This window comes from Streptomyces sp. Go-475 (genome assembly GCF_003330845.1).
Lineage (GTDB): Bacteria > Actinomycetota > Actinomycetes > Streptomycetales > Streptomycetaceae > Streptomyces.
On record NZ_CP026121.1, the window covers coordinates 5,347,024 to 5,364,291 of the forward strand.

At 71.4% G+C, this 17,268-nt stretch carries 14 protein-coding genes and 2 pseudogenes; 12 read left to right on the top strand and 4 right to left on the bottom strand.

What is annotated here, in order from left to right:
* The first annotated feature begins 3 nt into the window (after positions 1–3).
* Together C1703_RS24765 and C1703_RS24775 are read left to right on the top strand one after the other, a co-directional pair.
* Positions 4–1,218, top strand: a complete 1,215-nt coding sequence (locus tag C1703_RS24765; protein WP_114254920.1) for a hypothetical protein — start codon at positions 4–6, stop codon at positions 1,216–1,218.
* 101 nt (positions 1,219–1,319) lie between these two features.
* Positions 1,320–2,263 (top strand): annotated as a pseudogene (locus C1703_RS24775) (IS481 family transposase).
* A gap of 52 nt (positions 2,264–2,315) precedes the next feature.
* Here the strand turns inward: C1703_RS24775 and C1703_RS24780 are convergent.
* Positions 2,316–3,017 carry a class I SAM-dependent methyltransferase gene (locus C1703_RS24780; RefSeq protein ID WP_232840579.1) on the bottom strand — a complete coding sequence of 234 codons (702 nt, stop codon included), beginning with the start codon at positions 3,015–3,017 and terminating at the stop codon, positions 2,316–2,318.
* A gap of 299 nt (positions 3,018–3,316) precedes the next feature.
* On the opposite strand from C1703_RS24780, the gene C1703_RS24785 reads away from it, so the two are divergent.
* From C1703_RS24785 to C1703_RS24825, 9 genes and pseudogenes are all read left to right on the top strand, one after another.
* The gene (locus C1703_RS24785; RefSeq protein ID WP_114254922.1) at positions 3,317–4,549 is read left to right on the top strand and encodes a M20 family metallopeptidase; all 1,233 of its coding nucleotides are present in this window, start codon (positions 3,317–3,319) and stop codon (positions 4,547–4,549) included.
* Between the two features lie 362 nt (positions 4,550–4,911).
* Positions 4,912–5,961 carry a BMP family ABC transporter substrate-binding protein gene (locus C1703_RS24790; RefSeq protein ID WP_114254923.1) on the top strand — a complete coding sequence of 350 codons (1,050 nt, stop codon included), beginning with the start codon at positions 4,912–4,914 and terminating at the stop codon, positions 5,959–5,961.
* 289 nt (positions 5,962–6,250) lie between these two features.
* Entirely contained in the window at positions 6,251–7,300 is a 1,050-nt protein-coding gene (locus C1703_RS24795; protein ID WP_114254924.1) for a BMP family ABC transporter substrate-binding protein, read from the top strand.
* Between the two features lie 207 nt (positions 7,301–7,507).
* Positions 7,508–9,106, top strand: a complete 1,599-nt coding sequence (locus C1703_RS24800) for an ABC transporter ATP-binding protein (RefSeq protein ID WP_114254925.1) — start codon at positions 7,508–7,510, stop codon at positions 9,104–9,106.
* Complete coding sequence (locus C1703_RS24805) at positions 9,106–10,227, top strand: ABC transporter permease (RefSeq protein WP_114254926.1); 1,122 nt, start codon at positions 9,106–9,108, stop codon at positions 10,225–10,227. Before C1703_RS24800 ends, C1703_RS24805 begins: the two co-directional genes overlap by 1 nt.
* The gene (locus C1703_RS24810) at positions 10,224–11,489 is read left to right on the top strand and encodes an ABC transporter permease (protein WP_114254927.1); all 1,266 of its coding nucleotides are present in this window, start codon (positions 10,224–10,226) and stop codon (positions 11,487–11,489) included. Before C1703_RS24805 ends, C1703_RS24810 begins: the two co-directional genes overlap by 4 nt.
* Positions 11,486–11,914: a cytidine deaminase gene (locus C1703_RS24815; protein ID WP_114254928.1), complete on the top strand. Its 429-nt coding sequence runs from the start codon at positions 11,486–11,488 to the stop codon at positions 11,912–11,914. Before C1703_RS24810 ends, C1703_RS24815 begins: the two co-directional genes overlap by 4 nt.
* Before the next feature lie 91 nt (positions 11,915–12,005).
* Positions 12,006–13,283 (top strand): thymidine phosphorylase, encoded by a 1,278-nt coding sequence (locus tag C1703_RS24820; RefSeq protein WP_198678445.1) that lies wholly within the window; start codon positions 12,006–12,008, stop codon positions 13,281–13,283.
* 10 nt (positions 13,284–13,293) lie between these two features.
* Positions 13,294–13,551, top strand: a pseudogene (locus C1703_RS24825) (Uma2 family endonuclease); the annotation flags it as partial.
* A 74-nt stretch (positions 13,552–13,625) separates the two neighbouring features.
* On the opposite strand, the gene C1703_RS24830 reads toward C1703_RS24825, so the two are convergent.
* Entirely contained in the window at positions 13,626–14,546 is a 921-nt protein-coding gene (locus tag C1703_RS24830; RefSeq protein WP_114254930.1) for an AEC family transporter, read from the bottom strand.
* 176 nt (positions 14,547–14,722) lie between these two features.
* Between C1703_RS24830 and C1703_RS24835 the strand changes: the two genes are divergently transcribed.
* A complete protein-coding gene (locus C1703_RS24835; protein WP_232840580.1) occupies positions 14,723–15,067 on the top strand; it encodes an STAS domain-containing protein in 345 nt (114 codons plus the stop codon).
* On the opposite strand, the gene C1703_RS24840 is transcribed toward C1703_RS24835, so the two are convergent.
* Positions 14,951–15,967: a sigma-70 family RNA polymerase sigma factor gene (locus C1703_RS24840; RefSeq protein ID WP_114254931.1), complete on the bottom strand. Its 1,017-nt coding sequence runs from the start codon at positions 15,965–15,967 to the stop codon at positions 14,951–14,953. The two genes, C1703_RS24835 and C1703_RS24840, sit on opposite strands and share 117 nt — an antisense overlap.
* Before the next feature lie 118 nt (positions 15,968–16,085).
* Positions 16,086–17,213: a DNA polymerase III subunit beta gene (gene dnaN / locus C1703_RS24845; RefSeq protein ID WP_114254932.1), complete on the bottom strand. Its 1,128-nt coding sequence runs from the start codon at positions 17,211–17,213 to the stop codon at positions 16,086–16,088.
* Positions 17,214–17,268 lie beyond the last annotated feature (55 nt).

A 17,268-nucleotide genomic window follows, 5' to 3' on the forward strand; every position in this document is an offset into this window, starting at 1 on the left:
TCGATGAGCCCCCGCGCCGGGAACGCCGGCCCCCACACTCTCGCCTTCGTCGAGAGCCCGGTACAGCTGCTGAACGTGCTGGAGTGGGCGCACGCGCACGCCCCCGGCGTGGGGCTCACCCTCGTGGTGCTGTCGCCCGTCGACCCGATGACGCGCGGCCAGCTGCGGCGGATGTCCGACCTGGCCCGCGAGGAGGGGCACGAGGTCCGCTGGGAGGAGGCCCGCGGCGGGCCGCTGGCGCCCTTCCAGACCATCGGCGGTCTGGCCGCCGTGCTCCGCAGGGCGCACCGCATCGTGCTGGGGGACCCCTTCTCCCGCTACGTCCAGCTGCTGCTGACCATCACCCGCGCCCGTGACCTGGTCGTCGTCGACGACGGCACGGCCACGATGGAGTTCGTGGGGCAGCTGGCCCGGGGCGAACGCCTGGTGCGCTGGCACCGCAAGGGCGGCCGCCCCGGCCCGCGGGACCTGATCTTCGCGCCGGTGTCGTCCTCGGCCCGGCGCCGGCTGACCCCCGGGGGCAAGCGGCGGGTGGAGATCTTCTCCTCCATGCCGATGGCGGAGACCCCCGAGGGCGTCGCCGTCAGCGCCAACACCTTCGCCTGGACCCGGGAGCGCTTCGGCCCGCCGCGCATCACCAAGGGCGCCGACATGGTCGGCACGTCCCTGGTGGAGACGGGCGTGGTCGACGACGACCGCTACCTGGAAGCCGTCAGCGCCCTGGCCAGGGCCCACGGCGCCACGCGGTACTTCGCCCACCGCCGCGAGAGCACGGACAAGCTCCGCCGCCTGGCGGTCGAGACGGGCCTGGAGATCGTCCGGCCCGAACTCCCGCTCGAACTGATCGCCCGCCGCGGCCCCATCGGCCGGACGATCCTCAGCTTCCCCTCCACGGTCGTCCACACCCTCCCCCTCGCCCTGTCCGGCACGGAGGTCCGCGTCGCGGTCTGCGACATCGACCCGGCATGGCTGACCCGGAACGCCTCCCCACGAGCCCAGGGCTTCCTCTCCGGCGTGACCGGAACGGCCCGCGACGTCCACCGCCTGTCGCCGGCCCCCCAGCCGGACCCTGCGGAGCCGGAGCACACTCCGGACACCCCGGACACCCCGGACACCCCGGGCCCCCTCGGCCCGACGAGCTCCCCCGGGGCGGTGAACCCCACCACGCCCGGTCCGACGGCCATGGCGGGCCCTACGGGCGCGGTGGCCGCGGGCTAGGTGTATTGATCACGAGCGTTGTTAACGCCGACCGGGCTTGATCATGGTGAAGACCTCCGGTGTGGTGGAGCTGTCTAGGACTGCACCGCACGGAGGTCTTCGTGTCCCACCGTAATGCCCGGCTGACCGTTCACGGCAGGCGGCTGCTCGTCGAACGGGTCCGCGCCGGCCGCCCGGTCGCCCATGTCGCTGCGGAAATGGGCATTTCGCGCGTCACGGCCCACAAATGGATCCGCCGCTGGCGGGCGGAAGGCGAACCGGGGCTGCACGACCGCCCCAGCCGTCCGAAGACCACACCCACCGCACGGCGCCAGCGGTAGGTGGCTGCCGCCTGCGCCAGGACCGCAAACTCGGCCCCGCCCGCCTCGGCCCGATCCTCGGCCTGCCCGCCTCGACTGTGCACCGCGTCCTGGCTCGGCACGGCCTGAACCGGCTGGCGCTCATGGACCGCCCCACCGGACAGGTCATCCGCCGCTACGAACGCGCCCGCCCCGGCGAGCTGGTCCACATCGACGTCAAGAAACTCGGCCGGATCCCGGACGGCGGCGGCCACAGGATGCTCGGCCCAGGCCGCCGGGCCCTGCGGAGGCATGGGCTTCGACTACATCCACTCCGCCGTCGACGACCACACCGCCTCGCCTACAGCGAGATCCACCACGACGAGAAGGTCGCCACCTGCGCAGGCTTCCTCATCCGCGCGGCCGCGTTCTTCCACGCGCACGGCATCACCCGCATCGAGCGCGTGCTCACCGACAACGCCTGGGCCTACCGCAAAGGCCTGGCCTGGAAACAAGCCCTCGCCGAGATCGGCGCCACCGGCAAACTCACCCGCATCTACCGGCCCCAGACCAACGGCAAGGTCGAACGCTTCAACCGCACCCTGCTCGACGAATGGGCCTACCTGCGGCCCTACACCAGCAACACCGAACGCACCGCCGCCCTGACAGACTTCCTGCACACCTACAACCACCACCGCTGCCACACCGCACTCGGCGGCCAGCCACCGATCACCCGCGTCAACAACCCTGCGGGTCAATACAGCTAGGGCGAAGACCCGAAGCCGCGGAGAGCCGCAGCCCGGCGTCGCACGGTGCGGGTCAGGCGGGCCGGTCGGTGACCGACCCGGCCGGCAGCAGGGGCTTGCGGGCCAGGAGGAAGGCGCGGGGCCGCTGTTCCTCGCCCTCGGGCTCACGCAGGACGCGGGCGTAGAGGTCCAGGCCCGCCGCGGCGAGGTGCCCGGCGACCGCGTCCGGGGTGCGCCAGTGGTAGTCGAGCGAGATCTCCTGCCCGAAGCGCTCCGTCACCCGCAGGTGCCCGCCCTCGTCCCCGGACTGGAAGGCGAGCAGCACGGGCGCGCCCGGCACCAGGACGCGGTGGAACTCGGCGAAGACCGACGGCAGCTGATCGTCCGGCACGTGGATGATCGAGTACAGCGCGACGATCCCCCCGAGCGTCCGGTCCGGCAGGTCCAGGGCCGTCATCGAACCGACGTGGAAGCGCAGCTCCGGGTGCGCCCGGCGGGCCAGGGCGACCATGCGGGGCGAGACGTCGACCCCGAACACCGGCAGCCCGAGCGCGTGCAGCCGGGCCGTCACGTACCCCGGACCACTGCCGAGGTCGGCGACCGGGGCCTGCCCGGACCCCCCGGGCAGCCGGGCCAGCTCCACGAAGACGGTCAGCAGCGCGCTCTCCAGCGGTCTCCCGGCCAGACTGTCGGGGTGCTCGGCGGCGTAGGCCTCGGCGACGGCGTCGTACGAGGCCCGGGTGGCCTGGAGGAACTCGGGGAGGTCGGCGCGCACGGGGCGCACCCTATCGGGGGCGTGCGTCCGGCAGATGAACGCGCCCGTGTTCACCGCGCACGGCGTGGTATCCGTGGAGAGGATGGATGGATACCGGAGTCGTGACGCGCATGTGGTCAACGTCACACTCCCTGGGGTGCGGTGCCCGGCACGGCCCAAAAGGCGTGCGAGTTTACCCATCTCAGTTGATAGCTATGCGCCCGGCGGTCATATTTTCTTCCCCGAACGGGTTGAAGTTTTGTTGATCGAGGGTCAGCCGACCGGCCTGGCGCCCTACCCTTCAGAGGGTGAACCAATTGATGTCACTGGAGTCAGAGGTCGATCTTCCCGGGGGAGCCGTACTCCCCGGTGCCCTGCCCGACGCTCTGCGCGCCGAGCTCATCGCGTTCCGACGTGACCTGCACATGCACCCGGAACTCGGCAATCAGGAGTTCCGCACCACCGCGGCGATCAAGGAGCGGCTCGAGGAGGCCGGCCTCAAGCCGCGCGTCCTCTCCGTCGGGACCGGACTCGTCTGTGACATCGGCGTACCGGGCGAGCAGTGGGACGGCGGTCCCAGCATGCTCGCGCTGCGGGCCGACATCGACGGCCTGCCCATCCCGGACACCAAGTCCGAGTGCCCGTACCGCTCGACCGTGCCCGACCGCGCGCACGCCTGCGGCCACGACGTGCACACCACCGTCGTCCTCGGCGCCGGACTCGTCCTCGCCGAACTGCACAAGCAGGGCCTGATGCCCCGCCCCGTCCGGCTGATCTTCCAGCCCGCCGAGGAGGTGCTGCCCGGCGGCGCCGCCGACGTCATCGACTGCGGGGCGCTGGAAGGGGTCGGCGCGATCGTCGCCGTGCACTGCGACCCGCGCGTGGACGCGGGGAAGATCGGGCTCCGCGAGGGCCCCATCACCTCCGCCTGCGACCGGCTGGAGATCTCCCTGGACGGCCCGGGCGGGCACACCGCGCGCCCCCACCTCACGACCGACCTGGTCACCGCGGCCGCCCGCGTCGTCACCGACGTGCCCGCCCTGGTCGGCCGGCGCTTCGACAGCCGCAGCGGGCTCGCCATCACGTGGGGCCGGATCGAGTCGGGGCACGCGCCGAACGTGATCCCGCAGCACGCCGAGCTCTCCGGCACCGTGCGGTGCCTCGACATCGAGGCGTGGCGGACGGCCCCCGACGTCGTCGTCGCGGCGATCGACGAGGTCGCCAACCTGCACCGCGCCAAGTCGGAGATCAACTACGTGCGCGGCGTCCCGCCCGTCGTCAACGAGCCCGGCGTCACGGAGCTGCTGCGCGACGCGATGATCGCCCGGCGCGGGGTCGAGTCCGTCGAGGGCACCGAGCAGAGCCTCGGCGGCGAGGACTTCTCCTGGTACCTGGAGCACGTCCCCGGCGCGATGGCCCGCCTCGGCGTCCGCACCCCCGGCGAGCGTCACGTCCGCGACCTCCACCAGGGCGACTTCGACGTGGACGAGTCGGCGATCACGGTAGGCGTCGAACTCTTCACGGCGGCGGCCCTGGTCAACGGCCTCCGATAACAGAGGCCCGACCGGTCCGGCTTTCTTGGGGGCGCGGGGAACTGGCGCGACCAGCCACGACGGCGCCGCACACGGCCCGCACAACCCCGCCCCCTCCCCGGCCGTCCCCGCCCCTGGCGGAGCCTCCGGTTGCGCCCGACGCACCCCGGCGGCAGCCTGGGTCCCGTGACGAGCACGTACGCGCCGTGTCCACGAACACACCTTTCGACCCCGTTCGAACCCGTGGTTCACAACGGCGTAACCGGCCATCGGCACGAATGGATAACGGCCCCGCGGCGAACCGTTCCCAGGAGTGTCTACGCGCGTTAATGTGCGCCGAACTGAGCACCCGCTGCGGGGCTGTGAAGAATGGGGAACTTCAGATGCGTCGGATATCCAAACTGACCCGCGTCGCGGTGGGGGTCGCGTCGCTGGGACTCGTCGCCACGGCCTGTGGCGGCACCAGCAGTGAGAGCGGCGGCAGCGACACCAAGGACGACAAGGGCCTCGCCATCGCCTACGACATCGGCGGCAAGGGTGACCAGTCCTTCAACGACGCCGCCTACGCCGGCCTGACCAAGGCCAAGGACGAGTTCGGCTACACGACCGCCGACATCGAGCCCACCGAGGGCGAGACCGACGCCGACAAGGAACAGCGCCTGGCCTCCCTCGCGAAGCAGGGCTACAACCCGGTCATCGGTGTCGGCTTCGCCTACGGCCCCGCGATGAAGAACGTGGCCTCCAAGTACCCGGACACCACCTTCGGCATCGTCGACTCCGTCGTCGAGGGCAAGAACGTCGCCTCCCTCGTCTTCGCCGAGGAGCAGGCCTCGTACCTCGCCGGCGTCGCCGCCGCCAAGGCCACCAAGTCGAACACCGTCGGCTTCGTGGGCGGTGTCGACATCCCGCTGATCCACAAGTTCGAGGCCGGCTACAAGCAGGGCGTCCAGGACACCAGCGGCGGCAAGGTCAAGGTCATCTCCCAGTACCTGACCCAGACGGCCGAGGAGGGCGGCTTCTCCAGCCCCGACAAGGGCAAGGCCGCCGCCGAGGGTCAGATCGAGAAGAAGGCCGACGTCGTCTACCAGGCGGCCGGTCTCTCCGGCCAGGGCGTCATCGAGGCCGCCGCCAAGGCGAAGGTCTGGGCGATCGGCGTCGACTCCGACCAGTACAAGCAGGCCGCCCTCGCCCCGTACAAGCAGTACATCCTCACCTCCGCCCTCAAGGACGTCGGCGGCGCGGTCTACGCGCTGGCCAAGTCCGTGCACGACGACAAGCCGCTGACCGGCACCCAGACCTTCGACCTGAAGGTCAACGGCGTCGGACTCTCCGAGTCCAACCCGGAGTTCGGCAAGATCGCCGGGCTCAAGGACGCCGTGGACAAGGCCAAGGAAGGCATCACCGACGGCTCCATCAAGGTCAAGACCGAGTAGGCACGACCGGTCGGGACGAACAGCCGGAGCGGGCGGGCACCCAGGGTGCCCGCCCGCTCCGCCGTTCCCGGACCCGCCGCCCGGATCACCCAGCGCCACCCCGCGTTTGCGGTCGGCAACGCCCCGGCCAAGTCCGGGTGATGGCTTGGCCACGGCCGGATAACAAGGTGGACAGAAGGGGTTTTCAGGCAGGTCTACGCGCGTTAATCTGCGGCGGAACCCAGCGCCGTAGCTGTGAGGCAGTCCCGAGCTGTACCGTCCGGCGCTTGTACGACAGGAGCACCCACCCATGCGCCGGATTTCCCGGATCACGGTCGCAGGCGCAGCGACCGCCTCCCTGGCCCTCGCGCTCTCCGCCTGCGGCGGCACCTCGACCTCCGCCGGGTCGTCGGACTCGAAGGGCGACAAGGGCCTCGCCATCGCGTACGACGTCGGCGGCAAGGGCGACCAGTCCTTCAACGACGCGGCCTACGCGGGCCTGGAGCAGGCGAAGAAGGAGTTCGGGTACCAGACGGCCGACCTGGAGCCCACCGAGGGCGAGACGGACGCCGACAAGGAGCAGCGCCTGGTCTCGCTCGCGAAGCAGGGCTACAACCCGGTCATCGGCGTCGGCTACGCCTACGCCGCGGCCATCAAGGGCGCCTCCGAGAAGTTCCCGAAGACCACCTTCGGCATCGTCGACGACGCCACCATCAACGCCAAGAACGTCGCCGACCTGGTCTTCAGCGAGGAGCAGGCCTCCTACCTGGCCGGTGTCGCCGCCGCCAAGAGCACCAAGTCGAACGTCGTCGGTTTCGTCGGCGGCGTGGACATCCCGCTGATCCACAAGTTCCAGGCGGGCTTCGAGCAGGGCGTCAAGGACACGAACCCGAAGGTCAAGGTCCTCTCCCAGTACCTGACCCAGACGGCGGAGGAGGGCGGCTTCTCCAGCCCCGACAAGGGCAAGACGGCCGCCGAGGGCCAGATCGAGAAGAAGGCCGACGTGGTCTACGCGGCCGCGGGCCTGTCCGGCCAGGGCGTGATCGAGGCCGCCGCCGCCAACAAGGTGTGGGCCATCGGTGTGGACTCCGACCAGTACCAGCAGGAAGCCCTCGCCAAGTACAAGGACTCGATCCTGACCTCGGCGATGAAGGACGTCGCCAAGGCGGTGTACAACCTGGCGAAGTCGGTCGAGGACGGCAAGCCCGAGACCGGTATCGTTCGTGGCGATCTGAAGACCGGCGAGGTGAGCCTGTCGAACTCCAACCCGAAGTTCGCGGACGACGCCGAGCTCCAGGCAGCCATCAAGACGGCCAAGGAGAAGATCATCAGCGGCGAGATCAAGGTCAAGAGCAGCTGACGAGTCGTAGTCGAGCAGGCAGTAACCCCGGGGTTACGTCCGCTCAACGGGGTACGGGGAGGCTGCTCCTCGTACCCCGTTGTCGCGGTGCGTCGGCCCCTTTGTATGCCGTAGGGGCGCTACGCGCGTAGACGACCCCCGTCCCCAGGAGAGTGCGCCATCAACGCGTCCAGCAGCCCTCCGGCCGGAGCGGCGGTCAACGAATCGGTGACCGCTGTCGAACTCGCCGGGATCACCAAGCGTTTCCCGGGCGTCGTGGCCAACCACGACATCCACCTCAGCGTCCGCAAGGGCACCGTCCACGCCCTCGTCGGCGAGAACGGCGCCGGCAAGTCCACGCTGATGAAGATCCTCTACGGCATGCAGAAGCCGGACGAGGGCACCATCGCCGTCGACGGCGAGCAGGTCAGCTTCTCCTCCCCGGCCGACGCCATCGTCCGCGGCATCGGCATGGTCCACCAGCACTTCATGCTCGCCGACAACCTCACGGTCCTCGAGAACGTCGTCCTCGGCAGCGAGAAGCTCCACGGCATCGGCGCCAAGGCCCGCCGCAAGATCAAGGAGCTGTCCGACCGCTACGGCCTCGGCGTCGAGCCCGACCTCCTGGTCGAGGAGCTCGGCGTCGCCGCCCGCCAGCGCGTGGAGATCCTCAAGGTCCTCTACCGCGGCGCCCGCACCCTCATCCTGGACGAGCCGACCGCCGTGCTCGTGCCGCAGGAGGTCGACGCCCTCTTCGCCAACCTGCGCGAACTGCGCTCCGAGGGCCTGTCGGTCATCTTCATCTCGCACAAGCTCGGCGAGGTGCTCTCCGTCGCCGACGAGATCACCGTCATCCGCCGCGGCACCACCGTCGGCACGGCCGTCCCCGCCGAGACGACACCCCGTCAGCTCGCCGAGATGATGGTCGGCAGCGAGCTGCCCACGCCCGAGACGGCCGAGTCCACGGTCACCGACCGCCCGGTCATCAGCGTCGACAAGCTGCGCCTGACCGCCCCCGGCGGCAAGGCCCTGCTGGACGACATCAGCTTCACCATCCACGCGGGCGAGGTCCTCGGCATCGCCGGCGTCGAGGGCAACGGACAGACCGAACTCGTCGACGCGCTCATCGGCCTGAAGGCCGCCGACTCCGGCACGATCCGGCTCGCCGACGAGGAGATCACCGGCTGGGCCACCCGCAAGCGCCGCGAGCAGGGCATCGGCTACATCCCCGAGGACCGGCACCGCCACGGCCTGCTCCTGGAGGCCCCCCTCTGGGAGAACCGCATCCTCGGCCACGTCACCGAGAAGCCGCTGGCCAAGGGCGTCTGGCTGGACCCGAAGGCGGCCCAGGAGGACACCCGCCGCATCGTCGAGGCCTACGACGTGCGCACCCCCGGCATCGACGTCACCGCCGCCTCCCTGTCCGGCGGCAACCAGCAGAAGCTGATCGTCGGCCGCGAGATGAGCCACAAGCCGCGCTTCCTCATCGCCGCCCACCCCACCCGGGGCGTGGACGTCGGCGCCCAGGCCGCCATCTGGGACCACATCCGCGAGGCCCGCCGCGAGGGCCTGGCCGTGCTGCTGATCTCCGCCGACCTGGACGAGCTGATCGGCCTGTCCGACACGCTCCGCGTGATCTACAACGGCAAGCTGGTCGCGGACGCCGACCCGGCCACCATCACCCCCGAGGAACTCGGCTCGGCCATGACCGGTGCCGTGACCGGGCACCTCGAGCACGACGAGACCGCCGCAGAGACCCCCGAGACCCCGGCAAAGGCCCCCGAGGCGCCCGAGTCCCCCGAGTCTCCGGAAGACGAGGCCCGCTGATGAAGAAGTTCGACAAGGAGCGCGTGCTCCTCGCGGTGGCCGGACCGGTCATCGCGCTCGCCGTGGCCTTCGTGCTGAGCGCGATCGTGCTGGTCGCCTCCGGCAAGAACCCGGTCGAGCCGTTCGCCCTCATGTTCGAGCAGGCGTCGTTCTCCGACATCCAGGTCCTGATCATCAACCAGGCCTCGATGTACTACATCGCGGCGCTCGCGGTGGCCATCGGCTTCCGGATGAACCTGTTCAACATCGGCGTCGACGGCCAGTACCAGCTCGCCGCCATGATGGCCGCCATCGTCGGCGCCCACATGAACCTGCCGGCCGTGATCCAGGTCCCGCTGCTGCTCCTCACCGCCGTCCTCACCGGCGCCTTCTGGTCCGGCATCGCCGGTGTCCTCAAGGTCACCCGCGGCGTCAGCGAGGTCGTCGCGACGATCATGCTCAACGCGATCGCCACCTCCGTGATCGCCTACCTGTGGCTGCCGAACGTCTTCGGCGTCAAGGTCGGCAACAACAACACCACCGGCGAGATGCACGAGTCCGGCTGGATCCCCGGCATCGACATGGGCGCGGCCGGCGAGATCTACGGCCTGGTGCTGCTCGCCGTCCTGCTCGGCATCGGCTACTGGGTCGTCCTCAACCGCACCCGCTTCGGCTTCGACCTGCGCGCCTCCGGCGCCTCCGAGACCGCCGCGGCGGCCAGCGGCGTCGACCCCAGGCGCATGGTGCTCACCGCCATGCTGCTCTCCGGCGGCATCGCCGGCCTGGCCGGTCTGCCGATCCTGCTCGGCGACACCCACACCTACAGCCTGAACTTCCCCACCGGCATCGGCTTCCTCGGCATCGGCATCGCCCTGCTCGGCCGCAACAGCCCCGTGGGCATCGCCTTCGCCGCCCTGCTGTGGGCCTGGCTCGACAAGGCCTCGCCGGAGCTGGACTTCCACGGCTACGACAAGGAGATCGCGGTCATCATGCAGGGCCTGATCGTGCTCTCGGTCGTCGTCTCCTACGAGGCCGTCCGCGAGTGGGGCCTGCGCCGCCAGCAGCGCCGGGTCGGCGCCGAACTGGCCGCCGGTCACGTCCTCGGCACCAACAACACCACGAAGGAGGTGGCTGGCCGATGACCACCGCGACCGACCTCAACCAGCCCACGCTGCAGCCCGCGGCGCCGACCGGCCGCCGCCTGACGCTGCCCGTCCTGCTGCTGATCATCGCCGGCGGACTGGCGCTCACCTCGATCGTCCGCATCATCACCGGCGCCGACGGCATCACCAACGTCAGCCAGATGTCCACCGCGCTCCAGCTCGCCGTGCCGATCGGCCTCGCCGGCCTCGGCGGTCTGTGGGCCGAGCGCGCGGGCGTGGTCAACATCGGCCTCGAGGGCATGATGATCCTCGGCACCTGGTTCGGCGCCTGGGCCGGCTTCCAGTGGGGGCCGTGGACCGGTGTCCTGGTGGGTATCATCGGCGGCTGCCTCGGCGGCCTGCTGCACGCCTTGGTCACCGTCACCTTCAACGTCAACCACATCGTCTCCGGTGTGGCGATCAACATCCTCGCCCTCGGCGCCACCCGCTACCTCGCGCCGCTCGCCTTCGAGGGCCACGCGGGCGGCTCCGCCAAGCAGTCCCCGGCGGTCGACTCCCTCGGCAACTTCACTGTGCCGGGACTCTCCGACGCGCTCCGGGACCTCAACGACAAGGGCTGGTTCCTGATCTCCGACATCGCGGGCCTGCTCGGCGGCCTGGTCACCAACGTCTCCTGGCTGACCCTGGTCGCCGTGGCGCTGATCCCCGCCACCTGGTGGATCCTGTGGCGCACGGCGTTCGGCCTGCGGCTGCGCTCCTGCGGCGAGAACCCGGTGGCCGCCGAGTCCCTCGGCGTCAACGTCTACAAGTACAAGTACATCGCCGTCGTCATCTCCGGCGGTCTGGCCGGTCTCGGCGGTGTCTTCCTGTCCATCGTGGCCAACCCCTTCTACCTGGAGGGCCAGGTCAGCGGCCGCGGCTTCATCGGCCTCGCGGCCATGATCTTCGGCAACTGGATGCCGGGCGGCCTCGCCCTCGGCGCGGGCCTGTTCGGCTACACCGACAGCCTCAACCTGCGCGGCGGCTCCGCCAACGTCCACGCGCTGCTGCTGCTCGGCGCGCTGCTGCTGGTCATCGGCGCGATCTGGCTGGTGGTCCGCAAGAAGTACGTCCCGGCCGTGATCACCCTGGTCTGCGGTGCCCTGGTGTTCGCCTGGTACGCGACCACCGACGAGGTCCCGAACCAGGTCGTCTCCGCCACGCCGTACGTCATCACCCTGGTGGTCCTCGCGCTGTCCGCCCAGCGGCTGCGGATGCCGAAGGCGGACGGGCTGCCGTACCGGAAGGGACAGGGCAAGTGACCGACGCCGGCGGGGCCGCCGACCGGTCCGCCGACCGGTCCGTCGACTGGGAGAAGCTGCGTGCGGTGGCCCGGGACGCCATGTCCCGGGCGTACGCCCCCTACTCCCGGTACCCGGTCGGTGTGGCGGCCCAGGTGGACGACGGCCGGATCATCTCCGGCTGCAACGTCGAGAACGCCTCGTACGGGCTCGGGCTGTGCGCCGAGTGCGGCCTGGTGTCGGAGCTGCACAACACCGGCGGTGGCCGCCTGACGCACTTCACCTGCGTCGACCGCAACGGCGACACGCTCGTGCCGTGCGGGCGCTGCCGCCAGCTGCTGTACGAGTTCGGCGGCCCGGACCTCCTGCTGGAGACCCCGGCGGGCATCCTGCCGCTGTCGGAGATGCTGCCCCAGGCCTTCGGCCCGGACCACCTCAGCACGTAACTCCCGTACGGCCCCTCCGAGTCGCTCAGCGACCGGATCGGAGGGGCCGTACGGCTTCTGGATCCTTCGGAAGGAAGCCCAAGCCATGGCCATGGACGCCATCTCCGTCATCCGCACCAAGCGGGACCGCGGCGAACTCAGCGACGAGCAGATCGACTGGGTCATCGACGCGTACACCCGCGGGGAGGTGGCCGACGAGCAGATGTCGGCCCTCGCGATGGCCATCCTCCTCAACGGCATGAACCGCCGTGAGATCGCCCGCTGGACCGCCGCGATGATCGCCTCCGGCGAGCGCATGGACTTCTCGTCCCTGTCCCGCCCGACGGCGGACAAGCACTCCACGGGCGGCGTCGGCGACAAGATCACCCTGCCCCTGGCGCCTCTGGTCGCCGCCTGCGGCGCGGCCGTCCCGCAGCTCTCGGGCCGCGGCCTCGGCCACACCGGCGGCACGCTGGACAAGCTGGAGTCGATCCCAGGCTGGCGGGCCCTGCTCTCCAACGAGGAGATGCTGCGTGTCCTGGACACCACCGGCGCGGTGATCTGCGCGGCGGGCGACGGCCTGGCCCCCGCCGACAAGAAGCTCTACGCCCTCCGCGACGTCACGGGCACGGTCGAGGCGATCCCGCTGATCGCGTCGTCGATCATGTCGAAGAAGATCGCCGAGGGCACGGGCTCGCTGGTCCTGGACGTGAAGGTCGGCACGGGCGCCTTCATGAAGACCATCGAGGACGCCCGCGAACTGGCCTCCACCATGGTGGGCCTGGGCACCGACCACGGGGTGAAGACGGTCGCGCTCCTCACGGACATGTCCACCCCGCTCGGCCTGACGGCGGGCAACGCCCTGGAGGTCCGCGAGTCGGTCGAGGTCCTGGCGGGCGGCGGCCCGGCGGACGTGGTCGAGCTGACGATCGCCCTGGCCCGCGAGATGCTCGACGCCGCGGGCATCAAGGACGCCGACCCGGCGAAGGCCCTGGCCGACGGCTCGGCGATGGACGTCTGGCGCCGCATGATCGCGGCCCAGGGCGGCGACCCGGACGCGGAGCTGCCGGTGGCCCGCGAACAGCACGTGATCAAGGCCCCGGCCTCCGGCGTCCTGACCCGCCTGGACGCCTACGACATCGGCGTCGCGGCCTGGCGCCTGGGCGCGGGCCGCGCCCGCAAGGAGGACCCGGTCCAGGCGGGCGCGGGCGTGGAACTGCACGCCAAGCCCGGCGACCGGATCACCGAGGGCCAGCCCCTGCTGACCCTGCACACGGACACGCCGGAACGCTTCGACTACGCACTCCAGGCGCTGGACGGCTCCTACGACATCTCAGCCCCGGGCACGGCCTTCACGGCGACGCCGGTGGTGCTGGAACGTATCGCCTGACCAGGCGGTTTCCCCTTCGGGTGAACGGGACCGGTGGACCGCCACCGGTCCCGTTCAGTGCTATGTGCCCGCTGCCGTCGCCCGACTCGCAGTCGAGATCACCTCACAGGCCACCGCCCGTCACGACCGCACGGCGAAGGCCGCGAGCTACGCCCAGGCACGGGTGCCGCTGTATCTCCTGGTGGACGGCCTGGCGCCTGGCGGGCCGACGGTGACGCTGTACGAGGAGCCGGAGCACGGGCGTCTACCGCCTGCTACGGGCCGCTAAGTTCGGGGAGCGGATGAAGCTTCCGGCGCCCTTCGGCCTCGAACTCGACACCGGAGAGTTCCACGGGGCCTGAGTCATCCGAGCAGCGCCGCCACCACCACCAGAACCGGCACCGCCACCCCCGTCGACAACAAGATCGCCTCCCTCGCCAGGACCTCGCCCACCCGGTAGCCGCTCGCGTACGTGAACAGGTTCTGCGCGGCCGGCAGGGCGGACGTCACCACCACGTCGAGCAGGGGTGCTCCGTGGAGGCCGAAGGCGCCCGCGGCCAGGGCCCAGGCGGCCAGGGGCTGGAGGAAGGACTTGAGGGCGACGGCGAGCAGGACGGGAGCCCGTTCCGCCCCGCGCAGCGGCAGCGTGCTGCCCCGCAGCGAGATGCCGAAGGCGAGGAGCACGGCCGGGACCGACATGTTGCCGATGAGGGTCAGGGGGTCCATCAGCGGCCCGGGCAGCCCGACGCCCGACGCGGAGGCCGCCACACCGGCCAGGGAGCCCAGGGCTATCGGGTTGCGCAGCGGGGTGAGCAGGCGTTGCCACAGGGGCCGCTTCTCACCGCCCTGCGCCAGGTCCAGGATCGTGAGCGCCACCGGCGTGACACCGACCAGCTGGAACAGCAGCACCGGCGCGACCAGCGACGCGTCACCGAGCACGTACACGGCGATCGGGATGCCGAGGTTCCCGGAGTTGACGTAGCTGGAGCACAGCGCGCCGATCGTCGTCCGGCCCACGCCCCACCCGCGTACGGCACCGACCGCCACGAAGACCCCCGCCGCCACCGCCGTGCTCAGCGCCGTCACCAGCAGCCGGTCGGAGAAGACCACCGACAGGTCGGCCCGCGCCAGCGTCGTGAAGAGCAGGGCCGGGGACGCCACGTGGAACGCCAGCTTCGTCAGGACCTCGCGCCCGCCGTCCCCCAGATACCCCCGGCGGCCGATCAGATAGCCGACCCCGATGACGACGGCGATGACCGCGAAGCCGCTCAGCACCCCCCGCACACCGGCTCCTCCCCGGCGAAGAGGGCAGCGGACAGCGGGGGAGGAGCGGATGCATGGGGCATACAGCCAACCCTCCGGGGAAGGCCGTACCCGGGTCAATGTGATCCTCGGCGCCGAGAGGACGGACAGCCGCGATGAGTTACCACCGCCCACCCGGTCTACCGATCGTGGACGCCATGACACCGCCCGTGCTCGTACTGCCCGGCTCCGTCACCCGGGACGAGGTGAGAGGGCTGAGCGACGACGTGCGGGCACTGCTGCACGGCAGTGGCGCCCGGGTCGTGGTGTGCGATGTCGGAGGCATGGGGCCGCCGGGCCTCGCCACCGTGGACCTGCTGGCGCGGCTGCAGCTGGCCGCCCGCCGGGCCGGCGGCCGGATCAGGCTGCGCGACCCCGACCCGGCCCTACGCGCGCTCCTCGACCTGGTCGGCCTCCGCTTCGAGGTGGAGGGGCAGGTCGAAGAGCGGGAACCAGCGCTGGGTGTCGAGGAAGCAGTGGAACCCGGTGATCCGGCCGTCTGAGATCTCCAGCACCTGGACCGCCCACGGCGTGAAGCCGCCCTTCTCCGGGTCCGGCTTGTACTGCGCGAACCCGGGCAGGCCGTTGACCTGCACCGGCACCAGCCGGGAGCCCGCGCAGGGCGCGCCGAGGGTGGTCATGAAGCCGGTGATGTCCCGCACGCCGGTCAGCCACAGGTCGAACGGCGGCATCGTCATGACCGCGTCCTCGTGCAGCAGGGCCGTCAGCGCCGTCATGTCGTAGCCCTCGAAGGCCGCGACGTAGCGGTCCAGCAGCTTCTGCTGGTCCTCGTCCAGCGGGTCGGAGACGGCCGCGTCGGCGCCCGGCTCCTGCCGCTCGGCGAGGGTGGCCCGGGCCCGCTGGAGGGCGCTGTTGACCGACGCCACGGACGTGTCCAGCAGCTCGGCGACCTCGCTCGCCTTCCAGGCCAGGACCTCCCGCAGGATCAGCACGGCCCGCTGCTTGGCCGGCAGCTGCTGCAGGGCGGCCATGAAGGCGAGCCGCACCGACTCCTTGGCGACCGCCGCCTCCGCCGGGTCGTCGGTCGTGGGCAGCACACGGGCGTCCGGCATGGGCTCCAGCCAGGTGTTGTCCGGTCGGGGGGAGAGGGCCGCCTGGGCGAGCGGGGTGGAATCGGTGAGGTCCATGGGCCGGGCGCGCTTGTTGCCCGCGGTCAGCATGTCCAGGCACACGTTGGTCGCGATGCGGTAGAGCCAGGAGCGCAGGCTGGAGCGGCCCTCGAACTTGTCGTAGCTGCGCCAGGCGCGGACCATCGTGTCCTGCACCGCGTCCTCGGCCTCGAAGGAGGAGCCGAGCATCCGGTAGCAGTACCCCGTCAGCTCGGTCCGGTGTGCCTCCAGCCTGGTGTCCAGATCCGTCGGTGTCGCCGTGCCGTTCGCCATCCCGCCCACCCCTGTGGAAGTTCTGTTCACGCGCCTTCGCGCCCCAGCACTTCGGAAGCTACCGCAGCCCACTGACAACGGCCCCCCGAGCGCACGAAAGCGCAGGCAGAGCGGCTCTTCACACCAGCTGCTTCACCGACATCAACAGATGCCGGTGCTCCCCGGCGGCCGCCTCCTGCTCGTCGACGGCGTGCAGCAGCGCCCGCTGCCCCGCCCCCAGCAGCTCCAGCCGGACCCGCGGGCTCTCGAAGGACGTCAGCGCGTCCAGCAGGTAGGCCGGGTTGAAGGCCACGGGCATCTCGTCGGCGCCGGTCAGCGTGGCCGGCAGGCGCTGGGCCGCCACGTCGTCGCCGTAGCCGGCGCGCAGCATGACGCCGTCGCCCGAGAAGTCCAGCCGCACCGGACTGTTCGCCTCCGCCACCACCGCGACCCGCCGCACGGCCTCCGCGAGCCCTTCGCGCTCCACCTCGGCGACCGCGGCCCCCGCCATGTCGAACAGCGACCTGTACGCCGGCAGCCGCCCGTCCAGGAGCCGCAGCGCCGTCCGCGTCCGCCCGCCCTCGAAGCCGATCAGCCCGCCCCCGCCGGCCGGGTCCCACCCGATCAGCAGGTCCCCGCCGCGGCCGAGCGACCGCGCGACGTCCAGCAGCGGCCGCGCGGGCAGCAACGCGTCCACCACCCCGTCGGCCGCCGCCCCCGGCCGCCACTCCAGCCGCCGCACGGCGTACCGGTAGCGGTCCGAGGCCGCCAGCGTCATCTCCCCGCCGTCCAGGCGCAGTTGGACGCCCGTCAGCAGCGGCAGCGTCTCGTCGCGCCCGGCCGCGACCGCGACCTGCGCGACGGCGGTCGCGAACGCGCCGGCGTCCACCGTGCCGCACGGCGCGGGCGCCGCGGGCAGGGCCGGGTACTCGGCGAGTGGCAGCGTCGACAGCCCGAAGCGCGTCCCGTCCGCCTCCACCGCGAACCGCGACGCCTCCAGCGCACAGCTCACCGGCCCCTCGGGCAGCACCCGGCAGACCTCCAGCAGCCGCCGCCCCGGCACGAGCACCCGCCCGGGCGCAGCGACCTCCGCGTCGGCCTCCACCCGTACCGCCGCCTCGAAGTCGAACCCCGTCACGGCCAGCCGCCCCGCGTCCGCCTCCAGCAGCAGCCCGCCCAGCACCGGAACCGGCGTCCGGGCGGGCAGCGCCCGTACCGCCCGGCCCACGGCCTCGGCGAACGCCGCACGGTCGATGCGGAACTCCATGAAAAATCCCCCTGGTCGGATCCGGTGGTCAGCGGAGGCGGACGTTATCCGCACC